Origin of the sequence: Gordonia sp. SID5947 (assembly GCF_009862785.1) — a bacterium.
GTDB lineage: Bacteria > Actinomycetota > Actinomycetes > Mycobacteriales > Mycobacteriaceae > Gordonia.
Genome location: NZ_WWHU01000001.1, coordinates 1,258,226 through 1,276,024 on the forward strand (window position 1 = coordinate 1,258,226; position 17,799 = coordinate 1,276,024).

The window sequence follows — 17,799 nt, forward strand, 5'->3', positions numbered from 1 at the left end:
CTGAACTCAACACTCCCGTTCCGCAACCATCCGCTAGGAGACCCGTCATGCGCGTCGGCATCCCCACCGAGATCAAGAACAACGAGTACCGAGTGGCGATCACGCCCGCGGGCGTCGCCGAACTCCACCATCGCGGACACGACGTGGTGATCCAGGCGGGGGCAGGCGAGGGTTCGGCCATCCACGACAACGACTTCAAGGAGGCCGGAGCACAGATCCTCTCGACCGCCGAACAGGTCTGGGAACAGTCCGACCTCTTGCTGAAGGTCAAGGAGCCGATCGCGGCCGAGTATCCGCTGCTGCGAGAGGGACAGACCCTCTTCACCTATCTGCATCTCGCCGCCAGCCGCCCGTGTACGGAGGCGCTCGTGCAGTCGAAGACGACGTCCATCGCGTACGAGACCGTCCGCGGCGCCGACGGTTCGCTCCCGTTGCTCGCACCCATGAGTGAGGTCGCCGGACGTCTCGCGCCACAGGTGGGCGCTTATCACCTCATGCGTTCCGAGGGCGGGCGCGGTGTGCTGATGGGCGGCGTGCCCGGTACCGAACCGGCCGATGTCGTCGTGATCGGTGGCGGCGTCAGCGGTGTCAACGCGGCCACGATCGCCGTTGGCATGGGTGCTCAGGTGACGGTGTTCGACGTCGACATCGCCAAGCTCCGCGCCGTCGACGCGCGCTTCGCCGGCCGCGTCCACACCCGCTACAGCACCGGCCTGGCGCTGGCCGAAGCGATCCGCGGCGCCGACCTCGTGATCGGCGCGGTCCTGGTCCCCGGCGCGAAGGCTCCCGTGTTGGTGTCCAACAGCCTTGTGGCACAGATGAAGCCGGGCGCCGTGCTGGTCGACATCGCGATCGATCAGGGTGGATGCTTCGAGGACTCACGTCCCACCACCCACGACGACCCGACCTTCACCGTGCACGACACGGTCTTCTACTGCGTGGCCAACATGCCCGGCACCGTCGCCCGGACATCCACCTCCGCACTGACCGGCGCGACCCTTCCCTACGTCTTGCGTCTCGCCGACAAGGGATGGGAACAGGCCTGTCGTGACGACGCGTCGCTCGCCGCAGGACTAAGCACCCACGACGGCGCGCTCTTCACCCCGGAGGTCGGTGCCGCCCTCGACATCCCGGTCTCCCCCATGCCGTTCTGACCGACCCGTCCTCCGCCGACCGGGCGCACTTTCTCATCGATCGGGCGCAGGTTCTCGCGGACCGGGCGCTGCTACTCGTCGACCTGCGATCGGCGAGGTTGCGTGCCCGATCGACGAGGTCCTGTGCCCGCGTCAGAAGCGGATCGAGGAGGTGCCTCGACGACGGCCGCGGTAGGTGAACCGCCGCTCCGTGATGTCACCGCGTCCGTCCCGACCGATCCGCAGGACCGTCGAGGCCCTGGTGCCGTATCCGCGCATGTCGATGAACATCGGTGACAGGTCGGCCTCGAGCTCGTCCGGTATCCCGGTGGCGGGCAGACGCCGCGGGGCGGGACGACTCCGGTCGGCGAGCATCTCGAGAAAGGGTTCGACGGTCGGCGGCTCGACGGGACGCCTCAGCAGCTCGTCCAGGGTCGCGCGCCCGTCGATGACCTTCGGCCAGTCGCTGTCGAGCGCACCGTTGGAGAGACCGTGCACCCCGGCGTCCACCTGGGCGGCATGTGGCTCCGGCCAGTTCGTCATCCACCAGAGTTCGTGCTCGTCACCGACCAGCAGGTTCACCGGTAGGTACTCATGTCCCTCGCGGCGCACCCGCCGCGCGAACGTGCCGGGGTCATCGGCTCCCACGAGGAATTGCACAGGTAGCGCACCGCGTGAGCGCGGACCCGGAGCGCCCGGACGGCCCACGCGAACATTCGTCACCATCGCGACGCGCGACGGATTCACGGCGTCGAGACCCATCCATGTCCCGTCTGCCACGCGATCACGTCCCCCGATGATCGGGAGGTCGGACCACCGCGACAGCGGCGCCGTCTGCCTGCGGTGGTATTCATCGCGATTCGCGGCAACCACCAGTCGGCGATGGGGATCGGTGTTCCAGGCGAACAGGATCAGACACACGGCTTGTCAACTCACCTCGACTGGTCGGTGATCGGCAGATAGTTGCTGAGATTGGACATCCGGCGCTGGACCCCGGCGATCTCCCGTACCGCCTGGGCGACAAGGCTGCGATCGAGGGGCGAGAGACGCTTCATGGTCAACACGTCGCTCACCGGCTCGCCCCGGTCGAACTGGGCCACCTGATAGGTGAGCCGGACCCGCTGCAGAACATCGAACACCTCCACCAGCGTGGCGGCCTGGTCGTCGGTCAACATCGGACTGCCGGCCGCCGCCCGCAGACGCGACCTCGTGTTCAGCTCCGCACTCCCCACGCTCAGCGCGGCCCATCGAGCGATGTTCACCAACGGGGTGAGCGCGTGCGCCTTGATGTCGAAGACGTCGCCGCGGCGGGCCAGGGTGTCGCGCATCGACCGCAGACGCGCCCTGTAGGACAAGGCTTCGGCCAACAACAGGCCCAACGTACCGGGATGGGAACGCAGGTCCGTGAAGACCTCGCCGACGGCCGACAATCCCTGGTCCCCCCAGATGGGTCGGCCGTCGAGCAGCAGGGACGTGAAGATCATCCCCTTGTTCTCCAGCGGCGCCTCGATCCAGTCCCGCGCCGAAGCCCGCCAGCGTGCGTGTGTCCGCGAGAACAGCGGCTTCGACGCGATCGCGCCGTTCTCGTCGACCGCCATCCCGGCACCGCGGAGGATCGCGTCGACCTCGGCGAACGCCGACCGGTACGCCGGGATCTGTTCGTCGCCGACCTCGTCGTCGAACGAGACCGCGGAATCCATGTCCGAGGTCAGGACCGGTTCGCGGCGGGCATTGCTGCCCAGCGAGAGCCAGGTCAGCGCACCGGGATTCAGGTCCGGGTGTCCGGTGAGGACGAGCTCCAGAGCGCGCCGCACGACGGCGTCGTGGATCAGTGCCGCGACCGCGGTGATCTCGTGGACGGGTTGCCCGCGGCGTAACAGATCGGCCAGCAGGTACGGGACGCGTCGCCCGCGCGTCTGCAGGTCGTCGATCGTGGTGGCGCGGGACACCTGACCGCGCAACGACATCGCCGGCCCGGATGGCGCGGCGACGAAATCCGCCGCGGCGACCACACCGACGACGTCACCGCTCGCCTCGACCACCGGCAGGACACCGAGCTCTCGGTCGAGCAGTTCGCCGAGTGCGTCGACGGCCGCCGTGTCGCGGCGCACGCCGCGGACCGGACCGGAGACCACATCGCCGATCGGGGTGTCGACGCCGAGTCCGGTCGCCACCACCCGGGACCTGATGTCGGCGTCGGTCAGCAACCCGTACTCGTGGCCATCCATCGGGATCAGCACATAGTCCTGGTGCCGTTCGGTCATGAGCGCGGCCGCATCCTGCACGGTCATGCCCGCCCACCCGACGACGGGTTCGGTCACCACCAACTCGTCGACGGTGCCGCGATCGCGCACGCCGGTGTCCCGCCGGCGCGCGACGGTGAGCTTGTCGGTGGGAATCCTGTCTTCGGGCTCCGGCACGGGTCCTCGTCCTCCGGTCGTCACGGGGGTATCCGACAGCCTATCCACGCCGGATGCAAACGGCCCGTCACCCACATTCTGGGTGACGGGCCGTACGCGTCGTCAGACGATCAGGCGTTCAGCCGATCAGGCGTTGGCCTCGGCGGCCTCCGGCGCACTCTCGGCGGCGGCGTCGTCGTCCACCGGCACCAGGCTGATCTTGCCGCGCTCGTCGATGTCGGCGATCTCGACGCGGAGCTTGGAGCCGACGTTCACGACGTCCTCGACCTTGTTGATCCGCTTGCCCTTGCCGAGCTTCGAGATGTGCACGAGTCCATCGCGTCCCGGCAGCAGTGACACGAACGCACCGAAGGCGGTGGTCTTCACGACCGTGCCGAGGAAGCGTTCGCCGACCTTGGGGAGCTGCGGGTTGGCGATGGCGTTGACCTTGTCGATCGCCGCCTGTGCGGACTCGCCGTCGGATGCGCCGATGAACACGGTGCCGTCGTCCTCGATGGAGATGTTGGCGCCGGTGTCCTCGGTGATCCCGTTGATCGTCTTGCCCTTGGGGCCGATCAGCTCACCGATCTTGTCCATCGGGATCTTGATGGTCGTGATCCGCGGTGCGTACGGGCTCATCTCGTCGGGCTCGTCGATGGCCTCGGCCATCACGTCGAGGATGGTCAGCCGGGCGTCCTTGGCCTGACCGAGCGCCCCGGCGAGCACCGACGACGGGATGCCGTCGAGCTTGGTGTCGAGCTGTAGCGCGGTGACGAAGTCCTTGGTGCCTGCGACCTTGAAGTCCATGTCGCCGAAGGCATCTTCGGCGCCGAGGATGTCGGTCAGCGCCACGTAGCGGGTCTCACCCTCGACGGTGTCGGACACCAGTCCCATCGCGATGCCGGCAACCGGGGCCTTCAGCGGCACACCGGCATTGAGCAGCGACATGGTCGACGCGCAGACCGATCCCATCGAGGTGGAACCGTTGGAGCTCAACGCCTCCGAGACCTGACGGATCGCGTAGGGGAACTCCTCCACGCTCGGCAGCACCGGCATCAGGGCACGTTCGGCGAGCGCTCCGTGTCCGATCTCGCGCCGCTTCGGCGAGCCGACCCGACCGGTCTCACCGGTGGAGTACGGCGGGAAGTTGTAGTGATGCATGTAGCGCTTGGAGGTCTCGGGTCCGAGCGAGTCGATCTGCTGGGCCATCTTGACCATGTCGAGGGTGGTGACACCCAGGATCTGGGTCTCGCCGCGCTCGAACAGTGCGCTGCCGTGGGCACGCGGGATCACGGCGACCTCGGCCGAGAGCGACCGGATGTCGGTGATGCCACGGCCGTCGATGCGGAAGTGATCGGTCAGGATCCGCTGACGCACGAGCTTCTTCGTGAGCGAGCGGTAGGCACCGCCGATCTCCTTCTCGCGGCCTTCGAACTGCGCGCCGAGCTGGGCCAGGATGTCGGCCTTGAGTTCGTCGGTCTTGTCGTCGCGCTCCTGCTTACCGGCGATCGTGAGGATCTCACTCAGGCGATCGGTCCCGGCAGCGGCGACGGCGTCATAGACATCGCTCTCGTACGGCGGGAACAGCGGGAACTCGCCGGTCTCCTTCGCGGCCGCGTCGGCGAGCGACTTCTGCGCCTCGCAGAGACGCGCGATGAACGGCTTGGCGGCCTCGAGGCCCTCGGCGACGATCGCCTCCGTCGGCGCCTGCGCGCCACCGGCGATGATCTCGAGGACGTTGTCGGTGGCCTCTGCTTCGACCATCATGATCGCGACATCGGCCGAATCTCCCTGACCGGATACGATCCGCCCGGCGACGACCATGTTGAAAACGGCGCCTTCGAGCTGCTCGACGGTCGGGAACGCGACCCATTGGCCGGCCTTGTTCTCCTCTGTCGGGATCAGCGCGACGCGCACGCCGCCGACGGGTCCGGAGAACGGCAGGCCTGCGAGCTGTGTGGATGCCGACGCCGCGTTGATCGCGACGACGTCGTAGAGGTCCTTCGGATCGAGAGACATCACGGTGACGACGACCTGGATCTCGTTGCGCAGGCCGTCGACGAAGGTCGGGCGCAGCGGACGGTCGATCAGACGGCAGGTGAGGATCGCGTCGGTCGACGGGCGACCCTCGCGACGGAAGAACGATCCGGGGATGCGGCCGGCGGCATACATGCGTTCTTCGACGTCCACGGTCAGCGGGAAGAAGTCGAAATGCTCCTTGGGCTGCTTGGAGGCCGTCGTCGTCGACAGCAGCATGCTCTCTTCGTCGAGGTAGGCGGTGACCGATCCGGCGGCCTGCAGGGCAAGGCGGCCGGTCTCGAATCGGATGGTGCGGGTGCCGAAGCTGCCGTTGTCGATCACGGCGGTCGCTTCGGTGATGGCGTCGTCGTAGTCGACGTCGGTGTTCACATCGGTCATGTGGATGTAGAAATCCCTTCGTGTCAGCCACCGCACTTCGGCGGCTGCGGTTGTGGATGCGGGTCGACACGTCCCCGTGCACACCACGGTGTGCGGCGACGACTGCGAGTGCAGGTAGCCGGCCCGGAACGGAGCCGTGAGAGAAGTGCCGGTCGTGCGGGGGCGCGATCGCGAGATGCGCGCCGCGTTGTAGCGCAGACGGCCTTCGATCGAAGCGGCCGGAACCGTCGTACCCGGGTTCCGGCGGCCACTACCGAGGACCGATCTGCTCGTTCGTCACGTCCAACGGGACTTTCACGGCAACGATCACTGCTCAGCCTATCATTGTGGGTTGAGCAGCATAAACGACTCGGCCGTCCCCGTATGTGACGGAGACGGCCGAGGCGTAGGAATCGGAGATCGGGTCGCTCAGCGACGCAGACCCAGGCGCTCGATCAGCGAGCGGTAACGGTTGATGTCGACCTTCGCGACGTACTTGAGCAGGCGACGACGGCGGCCCACGAGCAGCAGCAGACCACGACGGCTGTGGTGATCGTGCTTGTGCTCCTTGAGGTGCTCGGTCAGGTCGGTGATGCGCTTGGTCAGCATCGCGACCTGCGCCTCGGGCGAACCGGTGTCGGTCTCGTGGAGACCGAACTCGGTGAGGATTTCCTTCTTCTGGGTGGCAGTCAACGCCATGGAGATACTCCTGGATTCTCAGTCCCGCGCTCGTCTGGAAGCCGTCCGCATCTACCCAGATGACGGACGGATGGCGCGCCACCGCGGACCGCAGCAACGCCAGCGGACCAATTTACCAGCGTGGCGCCTGCCGACCCAAATCGCGGCGCCCACGCCCCTCAGCGTTCGGCCTGGGCCAGAAGCTTCCGGGTCTCCTCGACATCGCCGGAGATCGCGGTGATCAGCTCCTGGACGTCGGGGTAGTTCACCATGCCCCGCAGACGGCCGACGAAGTCGACGGCGACGTGCTGTCCATAGAGGTCCGCGGTCGTGTCGAGGACAAAGGCCTCGACCGTGCGGGTGCGTCCCGAGAACGTCGGATTGGTCCCCACCGACACCGCAGCCTGGTATCGCTCGCCCGGCACGACCTGTCCGACCACCGGTCCGACACCCAGCACGGTGAACCAGGCGGCGTACACGCCGTCGGCGGGGATGGCGGCATACATCGGGGGTGCGACATTGGCGGTGGGAAAGCCGAGTTCGCGTCCGCGCCCGTCGCCGCGGACCACCACACCCTCCACCCGATGCGGCCGTCCGAGTGCTTCGGCGGCGAGTTCCACGTCGCCCGACGCGACGCACGAACGGATGTAGGTGGACGAGAAGGTCACCGCGTGTTCGCCGAACAGCGAGATCCCCTGGACCTCGAAACCGAACTTCTGTCCGAACTCGGCGAGCTTCTCGACGTCACCTGCCGCCTTCTTGCCGAAGGTGAAGTTGTCGCCGACCACCACATCCGCCGCGTGCAGAGTCTCGACGAGAATGTCGTGGGCGAAATCCTTCGGCGAGCGCGAGGCGAGTTCCGGCGTGAACGGCATCACGCAGAACACGTCGATGCCCAGTTGCTCGGCGAGTTCTGCCCGGCGTGTCAGCGTCGTGAGCTGTGGCGGATGCGAGCCCGGACGCACCACCTCGGCCGGATGGGGATCGAAGGTCATCAGGACAGCGGGTACACCACGCGCGGCCGCCGCGGCGGTGGCGGCGTGGATCAGCTGGGCGTGTCCACGGTGCACGCCGTCGAACACACCGATGGTGACCACACACCGACCCCAGTCCGCGGGGATGTCCTCGAGACCTCGCCAACGCAACACGCGCACCAGCCTACGGCCCGCCCGGCCCACGCTCCACTTCTGGTCGCCGGTGTTGAACAGCGAGTTTCGTACGGTCCGACGACTGTTGAACGCACACCCGACCTCGCCAACACACCGCCACCTGCCTCGCTCTCGGCGAAGGCACGTCCTAAGCTCGAAGAATGCCCCAGTCCCCCACGGCCCGAGCCGGCAAACCGCCGTCCGGCGAGTCCGACGGCGGCGCGGCCTTCCCGTCCCCGGAGCGGCCCGTCACCGAGCTGTCCACCGTCACCCAGGACTACCTGAAGGTGATCTGGACGATCCAAGAATGGGCAGAGGTCAAGGTCACCACCAAGATGCTCGCCGAACGTCTCGGCGTCTCGGCATCGACGGCCTCGGAAGCGATCCGCAAACTTGCCGATCAGGGTCTGGTCTCCCACGAGCGTTACGGCTCGGTGACTCTCACCGAGGAGGGGCAGACCGCGGCGATCCTGATGGTCCGGCGACACCGGTTGCTGGAGACCTTCCTGGTCCGGGAACTCGGCTACGGCTGGGACGAGGTCCACGACGAGGCGGAGGTGCTCGAACATGCGGTGTCCGATCGGCTGATGTCACGGCTGGACGCCAAACTCGGTCACCCGAACCGCGATCCGCACGGTGACCCGATCCCGGCTCTCGACGGATCGGTGCCCAGTCCGGACGTGAAACTCCTGTCCGAACTCGACGTGGACGAATGCGGAACCGTGGCACGGATTTCCGATACCGACCCGGACATGCTGCGCTACTTCGACGAGGTCGGGGTGGCGTTGGACTGTGAGGTGACGGTGATCGAGAAACGTCCGTTCGCGGGCACCATCTCGATCTCGGTGGACGGCAACGCCCACATCGATCTCGGCGACGTCGCGGCCCAGGCCATCTTCCTGGTGCCGACGGCGTGAGCGGCCGAAGGTACCGCTAGCGGAGTGTCGCCGGTCGGACGACCATCACCGAACTGGCGCGCCGGCCCTTCTCCTGGACGAGCGCGATGGCTTGTCCCGACGGGTCGATGACCACGTAGATCTCCTTGCGTCCGACCGGGTCCAGCCATCGGCCCTGACTGATCGACTCCGCCTCGTCGTCGCTGATGTCGCGATGCGGGAAAGACAGTTTCGCGGCCTCGTCGATGGTCAACGACAACTGCGGTTCGTCGGCCAGGGTGGCGAGGGTGCGGGCATGCTCGAGCGCGAACGGCCCGACCGCGGTGCGTCGCAACGCCGTCAGATGTCCTCCGACACCGAGCGCGCCACCGAGGTCCCGGGCCAGCGAGCGGATGTAGGTTCCCGCCGAGCAGTCGACCTCCACCTCCAGATCGACGAAACCGTCCCCGGCGCGCCGGGTTTCGAGCACCTCGAATCGCGACACCGTCACCGGCCGTGCGGCGAGGTCGAATTCGGCACCGGTCCGGACGAGGCTGTGCGCCCGCCTGCCGTCGACCTTGATCGCGCTGACCTTCGCCGGGATCTGCTCGATGTCGCCGGTCAACTCGGCCACCCCGGCCTGGATGTCGGCATCGGTCACGTGGGTGGCGTCCGCGCGGGAGATGACCTCTCCCTCACGGTCGTCGGTGTCGGTGCCGGCACCCAGCCGGATCGTCGCGGTGTACGCCTTGGTGGTCAGGGACAGGAGGCCGAGCAATTTGGTCGCACGCTCGATGCCGACCACCAGGACCCCGGTCGCCATCGGGTCGAGCGTGCCGGCATGCCCGACGCGCCTGGTGTCGAACAGTTTGCGGCACCGTGACACGACGTCGTGACTCGTCATGCCCGCGTCCTTGTCGACGATCACCAGGCCGGCGTTCTCGATCGATGCGTCGGCCATGTCAGACGAGCGCGATCGACGTCGTGATGAGCCCGTGGTCGACGAGCCAGCGGCCGGACAGTTCGGTGAGCGGCGCTCCCCCGTCGACCGCCGTGCCGTCGATGAGGATGCGTGAGGTGAAGGTGCCGGCCTGCGCGGCCGTCTGGTCGAAGGTGATGTGGGCATCCTCGAACCCGAGCCACCGCTGGGTGACGGGGAACCACGCCTTGTACGTTGCCTCCTTGGCGCAGAAGAGAAGTCGATCCCAGTGCAGACCTGTGGGGCGAGTCGCGAGAACGGCACGCTCCTCGCCGAGGCTGGTGTGCTCGAGCACGCCGTCGGGCAGCGCCTCGTGCGGCTCGGCGTCGATGCCGAGCGACCGTACCTGCAGCGAGAAGGCCACCACGGCCCCTCGATAACCGTCACAGTGGGTGAGGCTCCCGACCACGCGGTCCGGCCACAACGGCATACCCCGCTCACCGCGCATGATCGCGGTCGGACCGATCCCCAACTCGGACATGGCCCGACGGGCACAGTGCCGCGCCGTGGTGAACTCGCGGCGACGCTTCTCCACCGCCCGCTCGATGAGGGAACGCTCCGCAGGCATCGGCTCGATACCCGGCGGGTCCTCGAACGCCTCGGCCGACGCCACGCCGGTTGGCACCAGCTGTTCGATCAACGCTGCTCCTCGCCGTGGTCCCGGGTTCCTGATCGGGCAGCCCGCCGTTCCCGACGCTCCTGGATACGGCGTGCGAACTCCTGGGCACGCTCCTCGTAATCGGGCGGCAGCTCGAACCGGGCGCCGTGTGCGGGCAGGTCCGCCTCGGTCAGCCCCGGATCGGGAATGATGGCACGCAACAACGGGTCCGGCAGCCCACGACGCTTCCACTCCCGTGGGTACCCGACCGACACCTCCTCGAAGCGCACACCGTCGTACCAGGTTGTCCGCGGGATGTGGAGGTGGCCGTAGACGCAGCAGGCCGCGTGGAACCGGGTGTGCCAGTCCGCGGTCAGCTCGCTGCCACACCAGAGCGCGAACTCCGGGTACATCAGTGCATCGGTGGGTTCACGCCGCAACGGCCAATGGTTGATCAACACCGTCGGTTCGGACGGGTCGATGGCCTCGAGACGCGAACGAGTGGCTTCCACGCGCGCTCTCCCCCAGGCATCTCGGGTCGGGTAGGGCTCCGGCGACAGCAGGAACTCGTCGGTGGCGACCACGTTGCGTTCGCGGGCCAGAGCGAGTGCGGTGAGCGTCGTGCTCGTGCCCTCGGGCCGGAATGTGTAGTCGTAGAGCAGGAACATCGGCACCACACGAACCGGTTGCGCCCCGTTACCCGGGTCGAACAGCGGGTAGATGTCCTCCGGGGTCACCACCCCGATGTCGCGGCACGCCTGGACGAGATAGTCGTAGCGTGCCACCCCGAAGATCTGCAGTGGGTCCTTCGCGGTGGTGTACAGCTCATGATTGCCCGGGACCCACACCACCGTGTCGAAACGGGCGCGCAGCCTGCGCAGGGTGTCGATGATGTCGTCGGTGCGTTCGGCCACGTCGCCCGCGACGATCAGCCAGTCGTCGCTGCTCTGCGGCCGCAGCTGATCGACGATGTGCTCGTTACCCCGATGGGCGACATGGAGATCACTGATTGCCCACAAAGTCGCCATGCCACCAGCCTAACGATGTGTGCCCGATCACCTCCGCGCGGCTCAGCGGACCGGCGCCCCCGGCAGAGCCGACGTCCGGTAGGAAAGGACGCCGTCGGGCTGCGTGACGAAACGGCCTCGGCACTGCCCGCCGATCGCCGCCGCCGTCACATCCCAGATCTTCGGATCCAACGGCTCGAACGTGTGCTCGAGGCCGAGTGCGGGCAGGGACTCGTTCGCCGGAATCGGGGTGACACGGCATTGTCCGCCGTCGAGGTGACCGTCGACCCACTCACGGGCACTTCGCACTCCGTAGTACTGAGTCTTTCCCGGGGTGTCGTCGCCCTTGTTCAGCGACGTCATGAACGACGTGCCGGGACAGACCTCCGGCGCCGCGTCCTGACCACAGGCGCCGGGCGAACCGTACTGCGGTGAGCCGACCGCCACGTAGGTTGCGACCTTCGCGTGTCCGCCCATCTCCTTCAGGTAGTAGCGGGCGCTGATACCGCCGATGCTGTGGCCAACCAGTGCGATCCGATCAGCCGGATGCTCGCGATGGATTCGTCCGACCGCGGCACCGATTTTCCTCGCATCGGTCTTTATGTCGAATCCGGGCAGGTCGAGCACTGCGGTCGGGTACCCGCGGGACGTCAGATCGTCGGCCATCGGCGCGAACGGCACGGCACCCACGTACTGACCCGGGATGATCAGCACCCGGGTCGTCGTCGGCGCGGCGTCCGCCGACGGAGCCGCGACGACCGACAGGATCATGGCGAGAACGCCAGAGACGAGGACGACGACAGATCGGATCGACATCAGGTAAGGGTAACCGAACCAGGACACCCTCTCGGACGAGGCCGAGCGATCCCGCCGACCGGGCGGATCAGGCATCCACTCCCGTTCGGTGCCACCGACCCGACCGCACCCGGACGACGACCGCACCGAGTCGCAGCAGCATGAACACGACGAGGCCCGTCCAGATCCCCGCGAGTCCCCAGTCGAAGACGAGGGACATCCAGATCAACGGTAGGAAGCCGACGAGCGCCGCGACAAGTGTTGCGGTACGCAAGAATCCGGCGTCGCCGCTGCCGAGCAGAACGCCGTCGAGTGCGAAGACCACTCCTGCGATGGGCAGCATCGCGACGAAGAACCACCACGGAACGGCGATCGCGGCGAGGATCTCCGGGTCCGAGGTGAACAGACGCGGGATGAGGCCGGCTCCGAGAGCGAACACACCGGCCATGACACCTGCGGCGACCAGCGACACCACGGTCACCCGGCGGGCGACGCCGACCGCAGCCCCGACGGTCCCGGCGCCGAGCGCGGCGCCGACCAGCGCCTGTGCCGCGATCGCGAGCGAGTCGAGGAACAGGGACATGAACTCCCACAACTGCAGGACCACCTGATGAGCCGCCACCGCAGACACCCCGAAGCGTGCCGCGACCGCGGCCGCTGACAGGAAGCACACCTGGAACGAGAGGCTTCGCAAGACGAGGTCGCGCGCCATCACCAGTTGCGCGCGCATCACCGCCCATTGCGGCGCAAGGCTCGTCACCGCCGAACGGCGGGCCTCTCTGATCACCCGCACCACGAACAACAACCCGGTGATGCCCTGGCCGACCAGATTGGCGACGGCACTGCCGGGTAGACCGAGACGAGGGAACGGACCGATGCCGTGTGTGAGTCCGACGACGAGGATCGCGGCGACGACGAGCCCGGTGATCACGTACAGCACGGGTCGACGGGTCTCCTGGACACCGCGCATCCAGCCGTTGCCCGCCATGGACAACAGGATCAGCGGGACGCCGAACATCGCGATCCGCAACCATCCGGTGGCGTCGACGACAACCTGTTGCGCCTCCGGCGACCCGCCGCCGACGAGGATTCCGAGCACCACCGGGGCCAGCGGGTACATGACCGCGACCAGCGCGATACCGACCGACACGGCGATCCAACTCGCCTGCACGCCTTCGAACACCGCACCCGCACGGTCGCCGGCGCCATAGCGTCGGGCCGACCGCGCCGTGGTCCCATACGACAGAAACGTCAACTGCGTGCTGATCACCGACAGCACGAGCGTCGCCACGCCGAGCGCGGCGAGTTCCCGGCCACCCAGCCTGCCCACCACCGCGAGGTCGAGCAGCAGATAGATGGGCGGTGCGATCAACACAGCCAGTGCGGAGACCGTCAGGACGGCTATCCGCCGTCCGCCGGCCGATGCGTCGTCTGTCCCCACTCGACTCAGAGGGACTCCAGCAGATGCGCGACGACCTCGTCGGCGGTACCGGCATCGCTGTAACCGGATGCGTGCCGGTGTCCGCCGCCCCCGTGTGCGGCCGCGATCGGGACCAGATCGACGCGGCGCTTGGAGCGCAACGACACCGTCCAGGTCGACGGGCCGGTCTCCTTGAAGACCGCGGCCACCTCGGCCTCGTTGGCCGTCCGGACGATGTCGACCACGCTCTCCGACTCCTCCCAGCTCATCCCGGTGAGGAGATCATGGCCGACGATCGCGTACACGAGCCCGTCACCCTGGCAGGCCTCCGGGACCAGTTGCGCCCCGCCGAGCACCGAGGCCACCATCTCGAACCACCGGAACGGATGACTGTCGAGCAGATTGCGACTCCAGGTGCGCGCGTCGACACCGGCGTCGAGCAGCCGGGCGGCGATCCGGAACGACTCGGGACGAGCCCAGCGGAACGAACCCGTGTCGGTGACGAGCCCGGCGTAGAGGCAGGTCGCGATGTCGTCGTCGATCTCCACACCGAGTTCGTCGAGCACCGACAGCACCAGCACGGCCGTGCAGTCGGCGGCCGCGTCGATCAGGTCGAGGTCGCCGAATCCCGAGTTGGACGCGTGGTGGTCGATGGTCATCGACCGTTCGGCGGCGGTGAACACCGTGGCGAGCGAATCGAGGCGGCCCAGGCTGGCCGCATCGACCGAGACGACCACCGGGTGACCGACCACTTCGTGTGCGGAGACCAGCAACGTGCTGCCGGGCAACCCGGCCAGCGTCGTCGGCAGGGCGACGGTGTCGGGGAAGGCCACCTCGACGTCGACCCCCTGCCGCTCGAGCGCCATGCCGAGCGCGAGACCGCTGCCGATGGTGTCGGCATCGGGCCGGACATGACAGAGGATCGTCACCGCCGGGACGTCGGTCAGCTCTCGAGCCACCGCCGCACTCGTCGAGGCAGTCACTCGACGGAACCGTCCTTGTTCGTGCCGGTCTCGTCGTCCTCGTGGGACCGATAGGGGTCGGCATCGCCTGCCGGTGTGGCCTCCTGCGCCTGTCGCGCGACCAACTCGTCGTTGGCACGGGCTCGGGCCACGAGTTCCTCCATGTGCCGGGCGGAGTCCGGAACCGTGTCGAGCACGAAGGTGAGCGTCGGGGTGAACCGAACGCCGGTGCCTGCACCGACCTTGGAGCGCAGGATGCCGGTGGCCTTGGCCAGTCCGGCGGCCGCGGCCTCGTAGTCGGGTTCGGCGTCGATCGACGCACCCATCACGGTGTAGAAGAGCGTCGCGTCATGCAGATCGTTGGTGACGCGGGCGTCGGTGATCGTCACGTAGGCGAGCCGCGGGTCCTTGATCTCGGTGCCGATCGCCGAGGCGACGATCGACGAGATGCGTTTCGCCATGCGGGCAGCCCTCGCCGAATCAACCATCTTCGATCCTTTCCATCGGAAAACTACTCCCTTTCCCGACCGCCTTCGGGGCGGTCGGGAAAGGGAGATCGGAAGACGGCGCGCGGAACTCAGTCGCGCGGCTTCTCCTGTAGTTCGTAACTCTCGATCACGTCGTCGACCTTGATGTCGCTGTAGGTGAGCGTGAGACCACACTCGTACCCGTCGCGCACCTCGGTGACATCGTCCTTCTCACGCTTGAGCGAGGAGATCGTCAAGTTCTCGGCGACCACCACGTTGTCGCGCAGCAGGCGTGCCTTCGCATTCCGGCGTACGATGCCCGACTGCACCAGACAGCCGGCGATGTTGCCGACCTTCGACGACTTGAAGATCGCGCGGATCTCGGCACGACCGAGTTCCACCTCTTCGTAGACCGGCTTGAGCATGCCCTTGAGCGCGCTCTCGATCTCGTCGATCGCCTGGTAGATCACCGAGTAGTAGCGGATGTCGACGCCCTCGCGGTTGGCCAGCTCGGTGGCCTTGCCCTCCGCGCGGACGTTGAACCCGATGATGATCGCGTCGGACGCAGCGGCCAGGTTGACGTTGGTCTCGGTGACGCCACCGACACCACGGTCGATGACTCGCAGCGAGACCTCGTCGCCCATGTCGATACCGAGCAGCGCCTCCTCGAGGGCCTCGACCGTACCGGAGTTGTCGCCCTTGAGGATCAGGTTGAGCTGGCTGGTCTCCTTCAGAGCCGAATCCAGGTCTTCCAGGCTGATCCGCTTGCGGCTGCGTGCGGCCAGCGCATTGCGCTTACGCGCGTTGCGGCGGTCGGCGATCTGCCGTGCGGTCCGGTCCTCCTCGACGACGAGCAGGTTGTCACCCGCACCGGGCACCGAGGTGAAGCCGATGACCTGGACGGGTCGCGACGGCAGTGCCTCGGCGACATCGTCACCGTGCTCGTCGACCATGCGACGGACACGTCCGTAGGCGTCACCGGCGACGATCGAGTCGCCGACCTTCAGCGTTCCGCGCTGGACCAGCACGGTCGCCACCGGGCCACGACCACGGTCGAGGTGGGCCTCGATCGCGACGCCCTGGGCGTCCATGTCCGGGTTCGCACGCAGGTCGAGCGAGGCGTCCGCGGTCAGCAGCACGGCCTCGAGCAGAGCGTCGATGTTCTCGCCCTGCTTCGCCGAGATGTCGACGAACATGCTCTCGCCGCCGTACTCCTCCGGGATCAACCCGTATTCGGTGAGCTGCCCGCGGATCTTCTGCGGGTCGGCGCCTTCCTTGTCGATCTTGTTGACCGCCACCACGATCGGCACATCCGCGGCCTGGGCGTGGTTGACCGCCTCGACCGTCTGCGGCATGACACCGTCGTCGGCCGCGACCACGAGGATCGCGATGTCGGTGGCCTTCGCGCCGCGGGCACGCATGGCCGTGAAGGCCTCGTGACCCGGGGTGTCGATGAAGGTGACCAGACGATCCTCGCCGTTGAGGTGGGTGTTGACCTGGTACGCACCGATGTGCTGCGTGATGCCGCCGGCCTCCGCCTCACGGACGTTGGCCTTGCGGATCGTGTCCAGGAGTCGGGTCTTACCGTGGTCGACGTGACCCATGACGGTCACCACGGGCGGCCGCTGCTCGAGATCCTCGTCGTCGCCCTCGTCCTCGCCGTAGGTGAGGTCGAAGCTCTGCAGGAGCTCGCGGTCCTCGTCCTCCGGGCTGACGACCTGGACGGTGTAGTTCATCTCGGAACCGAGCAGCTCCAGCGTCTCGTCGTTGACCGACTCGGTCGCTGTGACCATCTCGCCGAGGTTGAACAACGCCTGCACCAACGATGCCGGGTTCGCATCGATCTTGTCCGCGAAGTCCGACAGCGATGCGCCGCGGGCCAGCCGGATGGTCTCGCCGTTGCCGCGTGGCAAACGCACGCCGCCGACGGCGGGTGCCTGCATCGAGTCATATTCCTGACGCTTCTGACGCTTCGACTTGCGTCCCCTGCGGGGTGCGCCACCCGGACGACCGAAAGCACCAGCGGCACCGCCACGGCCACGTCCGCCGCCGCCACCGGGACGACCGCGGAACCCACCTGGCGCACCACCTGGTGCGCCACCGGGAGCACCGCCACCGCGGTAGCCGCCACCGCCGGCGCCGCCACGGTTACCGCCGCCTGGGCCGCCGCGGCCCGGGCGTCCGGCGTCGGGGCGAGCCGCACGGCTGGGCATCGCACCCGGATTGGGACGAGGGGGCATGCTACCCGGGCTGGGCCGCGGACCGCCTTGCCCCGGAGCCGGACGCGGACCGCCCTGACCTGCGGGGCCGGGCCTACCGGCGCCGCCGGGACGAGCGCCACCCGGCCGCGGACCGCCTTGTCCGGGACCCGGACGTGGAGCCTGCGGACGAGGAGCAGGCGTCGGTGCCGACGAGTACGGATTGTTGCCGACGCGCGGAGCGCGCGGGCCCGGCTTCGGGCCCGGCCGCGGTCCCGGGCGAGCCGGTGCGGCCGTACCCGAATCCTGGGCGGCCGGCGCATCGGTCTGGGGAGCCTGGGCCGCCGCGGCGGGAGCTGCAGGTGCCGACGGGGTCGGTGCAGGCGCCGGGGTAGGGGCGGGTGCCTCCGGTGCCGGCGTCGGAGCGCTTGGCGCAGCCGGCGTCGGGCCGGGTGCCGGGGCGCCCGGCTTGGGACCGGGACGAGCCGCACCGGGCTTTGCCGCGGCACCGTTCGCTCCGGGCTTCGGTGCACCGCCGGGCTTGGCCGCCGGCTTCCGGGTGTCCTTGGATCCTGAATTCTGGGGGAATGATTCGCGAAGTCGACGGGCCACCGGGGCCTCGACGGTCGACGACGCTGATTTGACGAACTCGCCCTGTTCCTTCAGACGCTCGAGCACCTGCTTGCTCGTCACGCCGAGTTCTTTGGCCAGTTCATGCACGCGGGCCTTGCCTGCCACTGCTC

Annotated in this window: 15 protein-coding genes; 2 read left to right on the forward strand and 13 right to left on the reverse strand. The window is 67.9% G+C overall.

From position 1 onward, the window contains the following. Window positions 1–47 precede the first annotated feature (47 nt). Window positions 48–1,154, forward strand: a complete 1,107-nt coding sequence (gene ald, locus GTV32_RS05865) for an alanine dehydrogenase (RefSeq protein WP_161059330.1) — start codon at window positions 48–50, stop codon at window positions 1,152–1,154. 132 nt (window positions 1,155–1,286) lie between these two features. Here ald and GTV32_RS05870 read toward each other — a convergent pair whose 3' ends face one another. The 5 genes from GTV32_RS05870 to GTV32_RS05890 form a co-directional block, all read right to left on the reverse strand. Continuing rightward, the gene (locus GTV32_RS05870; protein ID WP_161059331.1) at window positions 1,287–2,054 is read right to left on the reverse strand and encodes an NRDE family protein; all 768 of its coding nucleotides are present in this window, start codon (window positions 2,052–2,054) and stop codon (window positions 1,287–1,289) included. Window positions 2,055–2,065: 11 nt separating this feature from the next. Beyond that, window positions 2,066–3,553: a putative nucleotidyltransferase substrate binding domain-containing protein gene (locus GTV32_RS05875; RefSeq protein WP_343287223.1), complete on the reverse strand. Its 1,488-nt coding sequence runs from the start codon at window positions 3,551–3,553 to the stop codon at window positions 2,066–2,068. Window positions 3,554–3,679: 126 nt separating this feature from the next. Beyond that, a complete protein-coding gene (locus GTV32_RS05880) occupies window positions 3,680–5,950 on the reverse strand; it encodes a polyribonucleotide nucleotidyltransferase (RefSeq protein ID WP_161059332.1) in 2,271 nt (756 codons plus the stop codon). 408 nt (window positions 5,951–6,358) lie between these two features. Beyond that, window positions 6,359–6,628 carry a 30S ribosomal protein S15 gene (gene rpsO, locus GTV32_RS05885; RefSeq protein WP_161059333.1) on the reverse strand — a complete coding sequence of 90 codons (270 nt, stop codon included), beginning with the start codon at window positions 6,626–6,628 and terminating at the stop codon, window positions 6,359–6,361. Between the two features lie 158 nt (window positions 6,629–6,786). Then, window positions 6,787–7,755, reverse strand: a complete 969-nt coding sequence (locus GTV32_RS05890; protein ID WP_161059334.1) for a bifunctional riboflavin kinase/FAD synthetase — start codon at window positions 7,753–7,755, stop codon at window positions 6,787–6,789. Window positions 7,756–7,916: 161 nt separating this feature from the next. Here GTV32_RS05890 and GTV32_RS05895 point away from each other — a divergent pair, with 161 nt between their 5' ends. Then, window positions 7,917–8,672, forward strand: coding sequence for a metal-dependent transcriptional regulator (locus tag GTV32_RS05895; RefSeq protein WP_161059335.1), 756 nt, complete (start codon window positions 7,917–7,919; stop codon window positions 8,670–8,672). A gap of 16 nt (window positions 8,673–8,688) precedes the next feature. Here the strand turns inward: GTV32_RS05895 and truB are convergent, their stop codons facing one another. From truB to infB, 8 genes are all read right to left on the reverse strand, one after another. Then, window positions 8,689–9,591, reverse strand: a complete 903-nt coding sequence (gene truB / locus GTV32_RS05900) for a tRNA pseudouridine(55) synthase TruB (protein WP_161059336.1) — start codon at window positions 9,589–9,591, stop codon at window positions 8,689–8,691. A 1-nt stretch (window position 9,592) separates the two neighbouring features. Continuing rightward, window positions 9,593–10,249, reverse strand: a complete 657-nt coding sequence (locus tag GTV32_RS05905; protein WP_161059337.1) for a 4'-phosphopantetheinyl transferase — start codon at window positions 10,247–10,249, stop codon at window positions 9,593–9,595. After that, window positions 10,246–11,235 carry a metallophosphoesterase gene (locus tag GTV32_RS05910; RefSeq protein ID WP_161059338.1) on the reverse strand — a complete coding sequence of 330 codons (990 nt, stop codon included), beginning with the start codon at window positions 11,233–11,235 and terminating at the stop codon, window positions 10,246–10,248. The genes GTV32_RS05905 and GTV32_RS05910 overlap by 4 nt, the downstream gene beginning before the upstream one ends. A gap of 42 nt (window positions 11,236–11,277) precedes the next feature. Next, the gene (locus tag GTV32_RS05915) at window positions 11,278–12,030 is read right to left on the reverse strand and encodes an alpha/beta fold hydrolase (protein ID WP_161059339.1); all 753 of its coding nucleotides are present in this window, start codon (window positions 12,028–12,030) and stop codon (window positions 11,278–11,280) included. 67 nt (window positions 12,031–12,097) lie between these two features. Further along, window positions 12,098–13,450, reverse strand: coding sequence for an MATE family efflux transporter (locus GTV32_RS05920; protein WP_343287224.1), 1,353 nt, complete (start codon window positions 13,448–13,450; stop codon window positions 12,098–12,100). A gap of 5 nt (window positions 13,451–13,455) precedes the next feature. Beyond that, the gene (locus GTV32_RS23325) at window positions 13,456–14,412 is read right to left on the reverse strand and encodes a bifunctional oligoribonuclease/PAP phosphatase NrnA (RefSeq protein ID WP_161059340.1); all 957 of its coding nucleotides are present in this window, start codon (window positions 14,410–14,412) and stop codon (window positions 13,456–13,458) included. Further along, window positions 14,409–14,879 (reverse strand): 30S ribosome-binding factor RbfA, encoded by a 471-nt coding sequence (rbfA, locus tag GTV32_RS05930; protein ID WP_161059341.1) that lies wholly within the window; start codon window positions 14,877–14,879, stop codon window positions 14,409–14,411. The genes GTV32_RS23325 and rbfA overlap by 4 nt, the downstream gene beginning before the upstream one ends. Before the next feature lie 89 nt (window positions 14,880–14,968). Then, window positions 14,969–17,794, reverse strand: coding sequence for a translation initiation factor IF-2 (infB, locus tag GTV32_RS05935; protein ID WP_161059342.1), 2,826 nt, complete (start codon window positions 17,792–17,794; stop codon window positions 14,969–14,971). Window positions 17,795–17,799 lie beyond the last annotated feature (5 nt).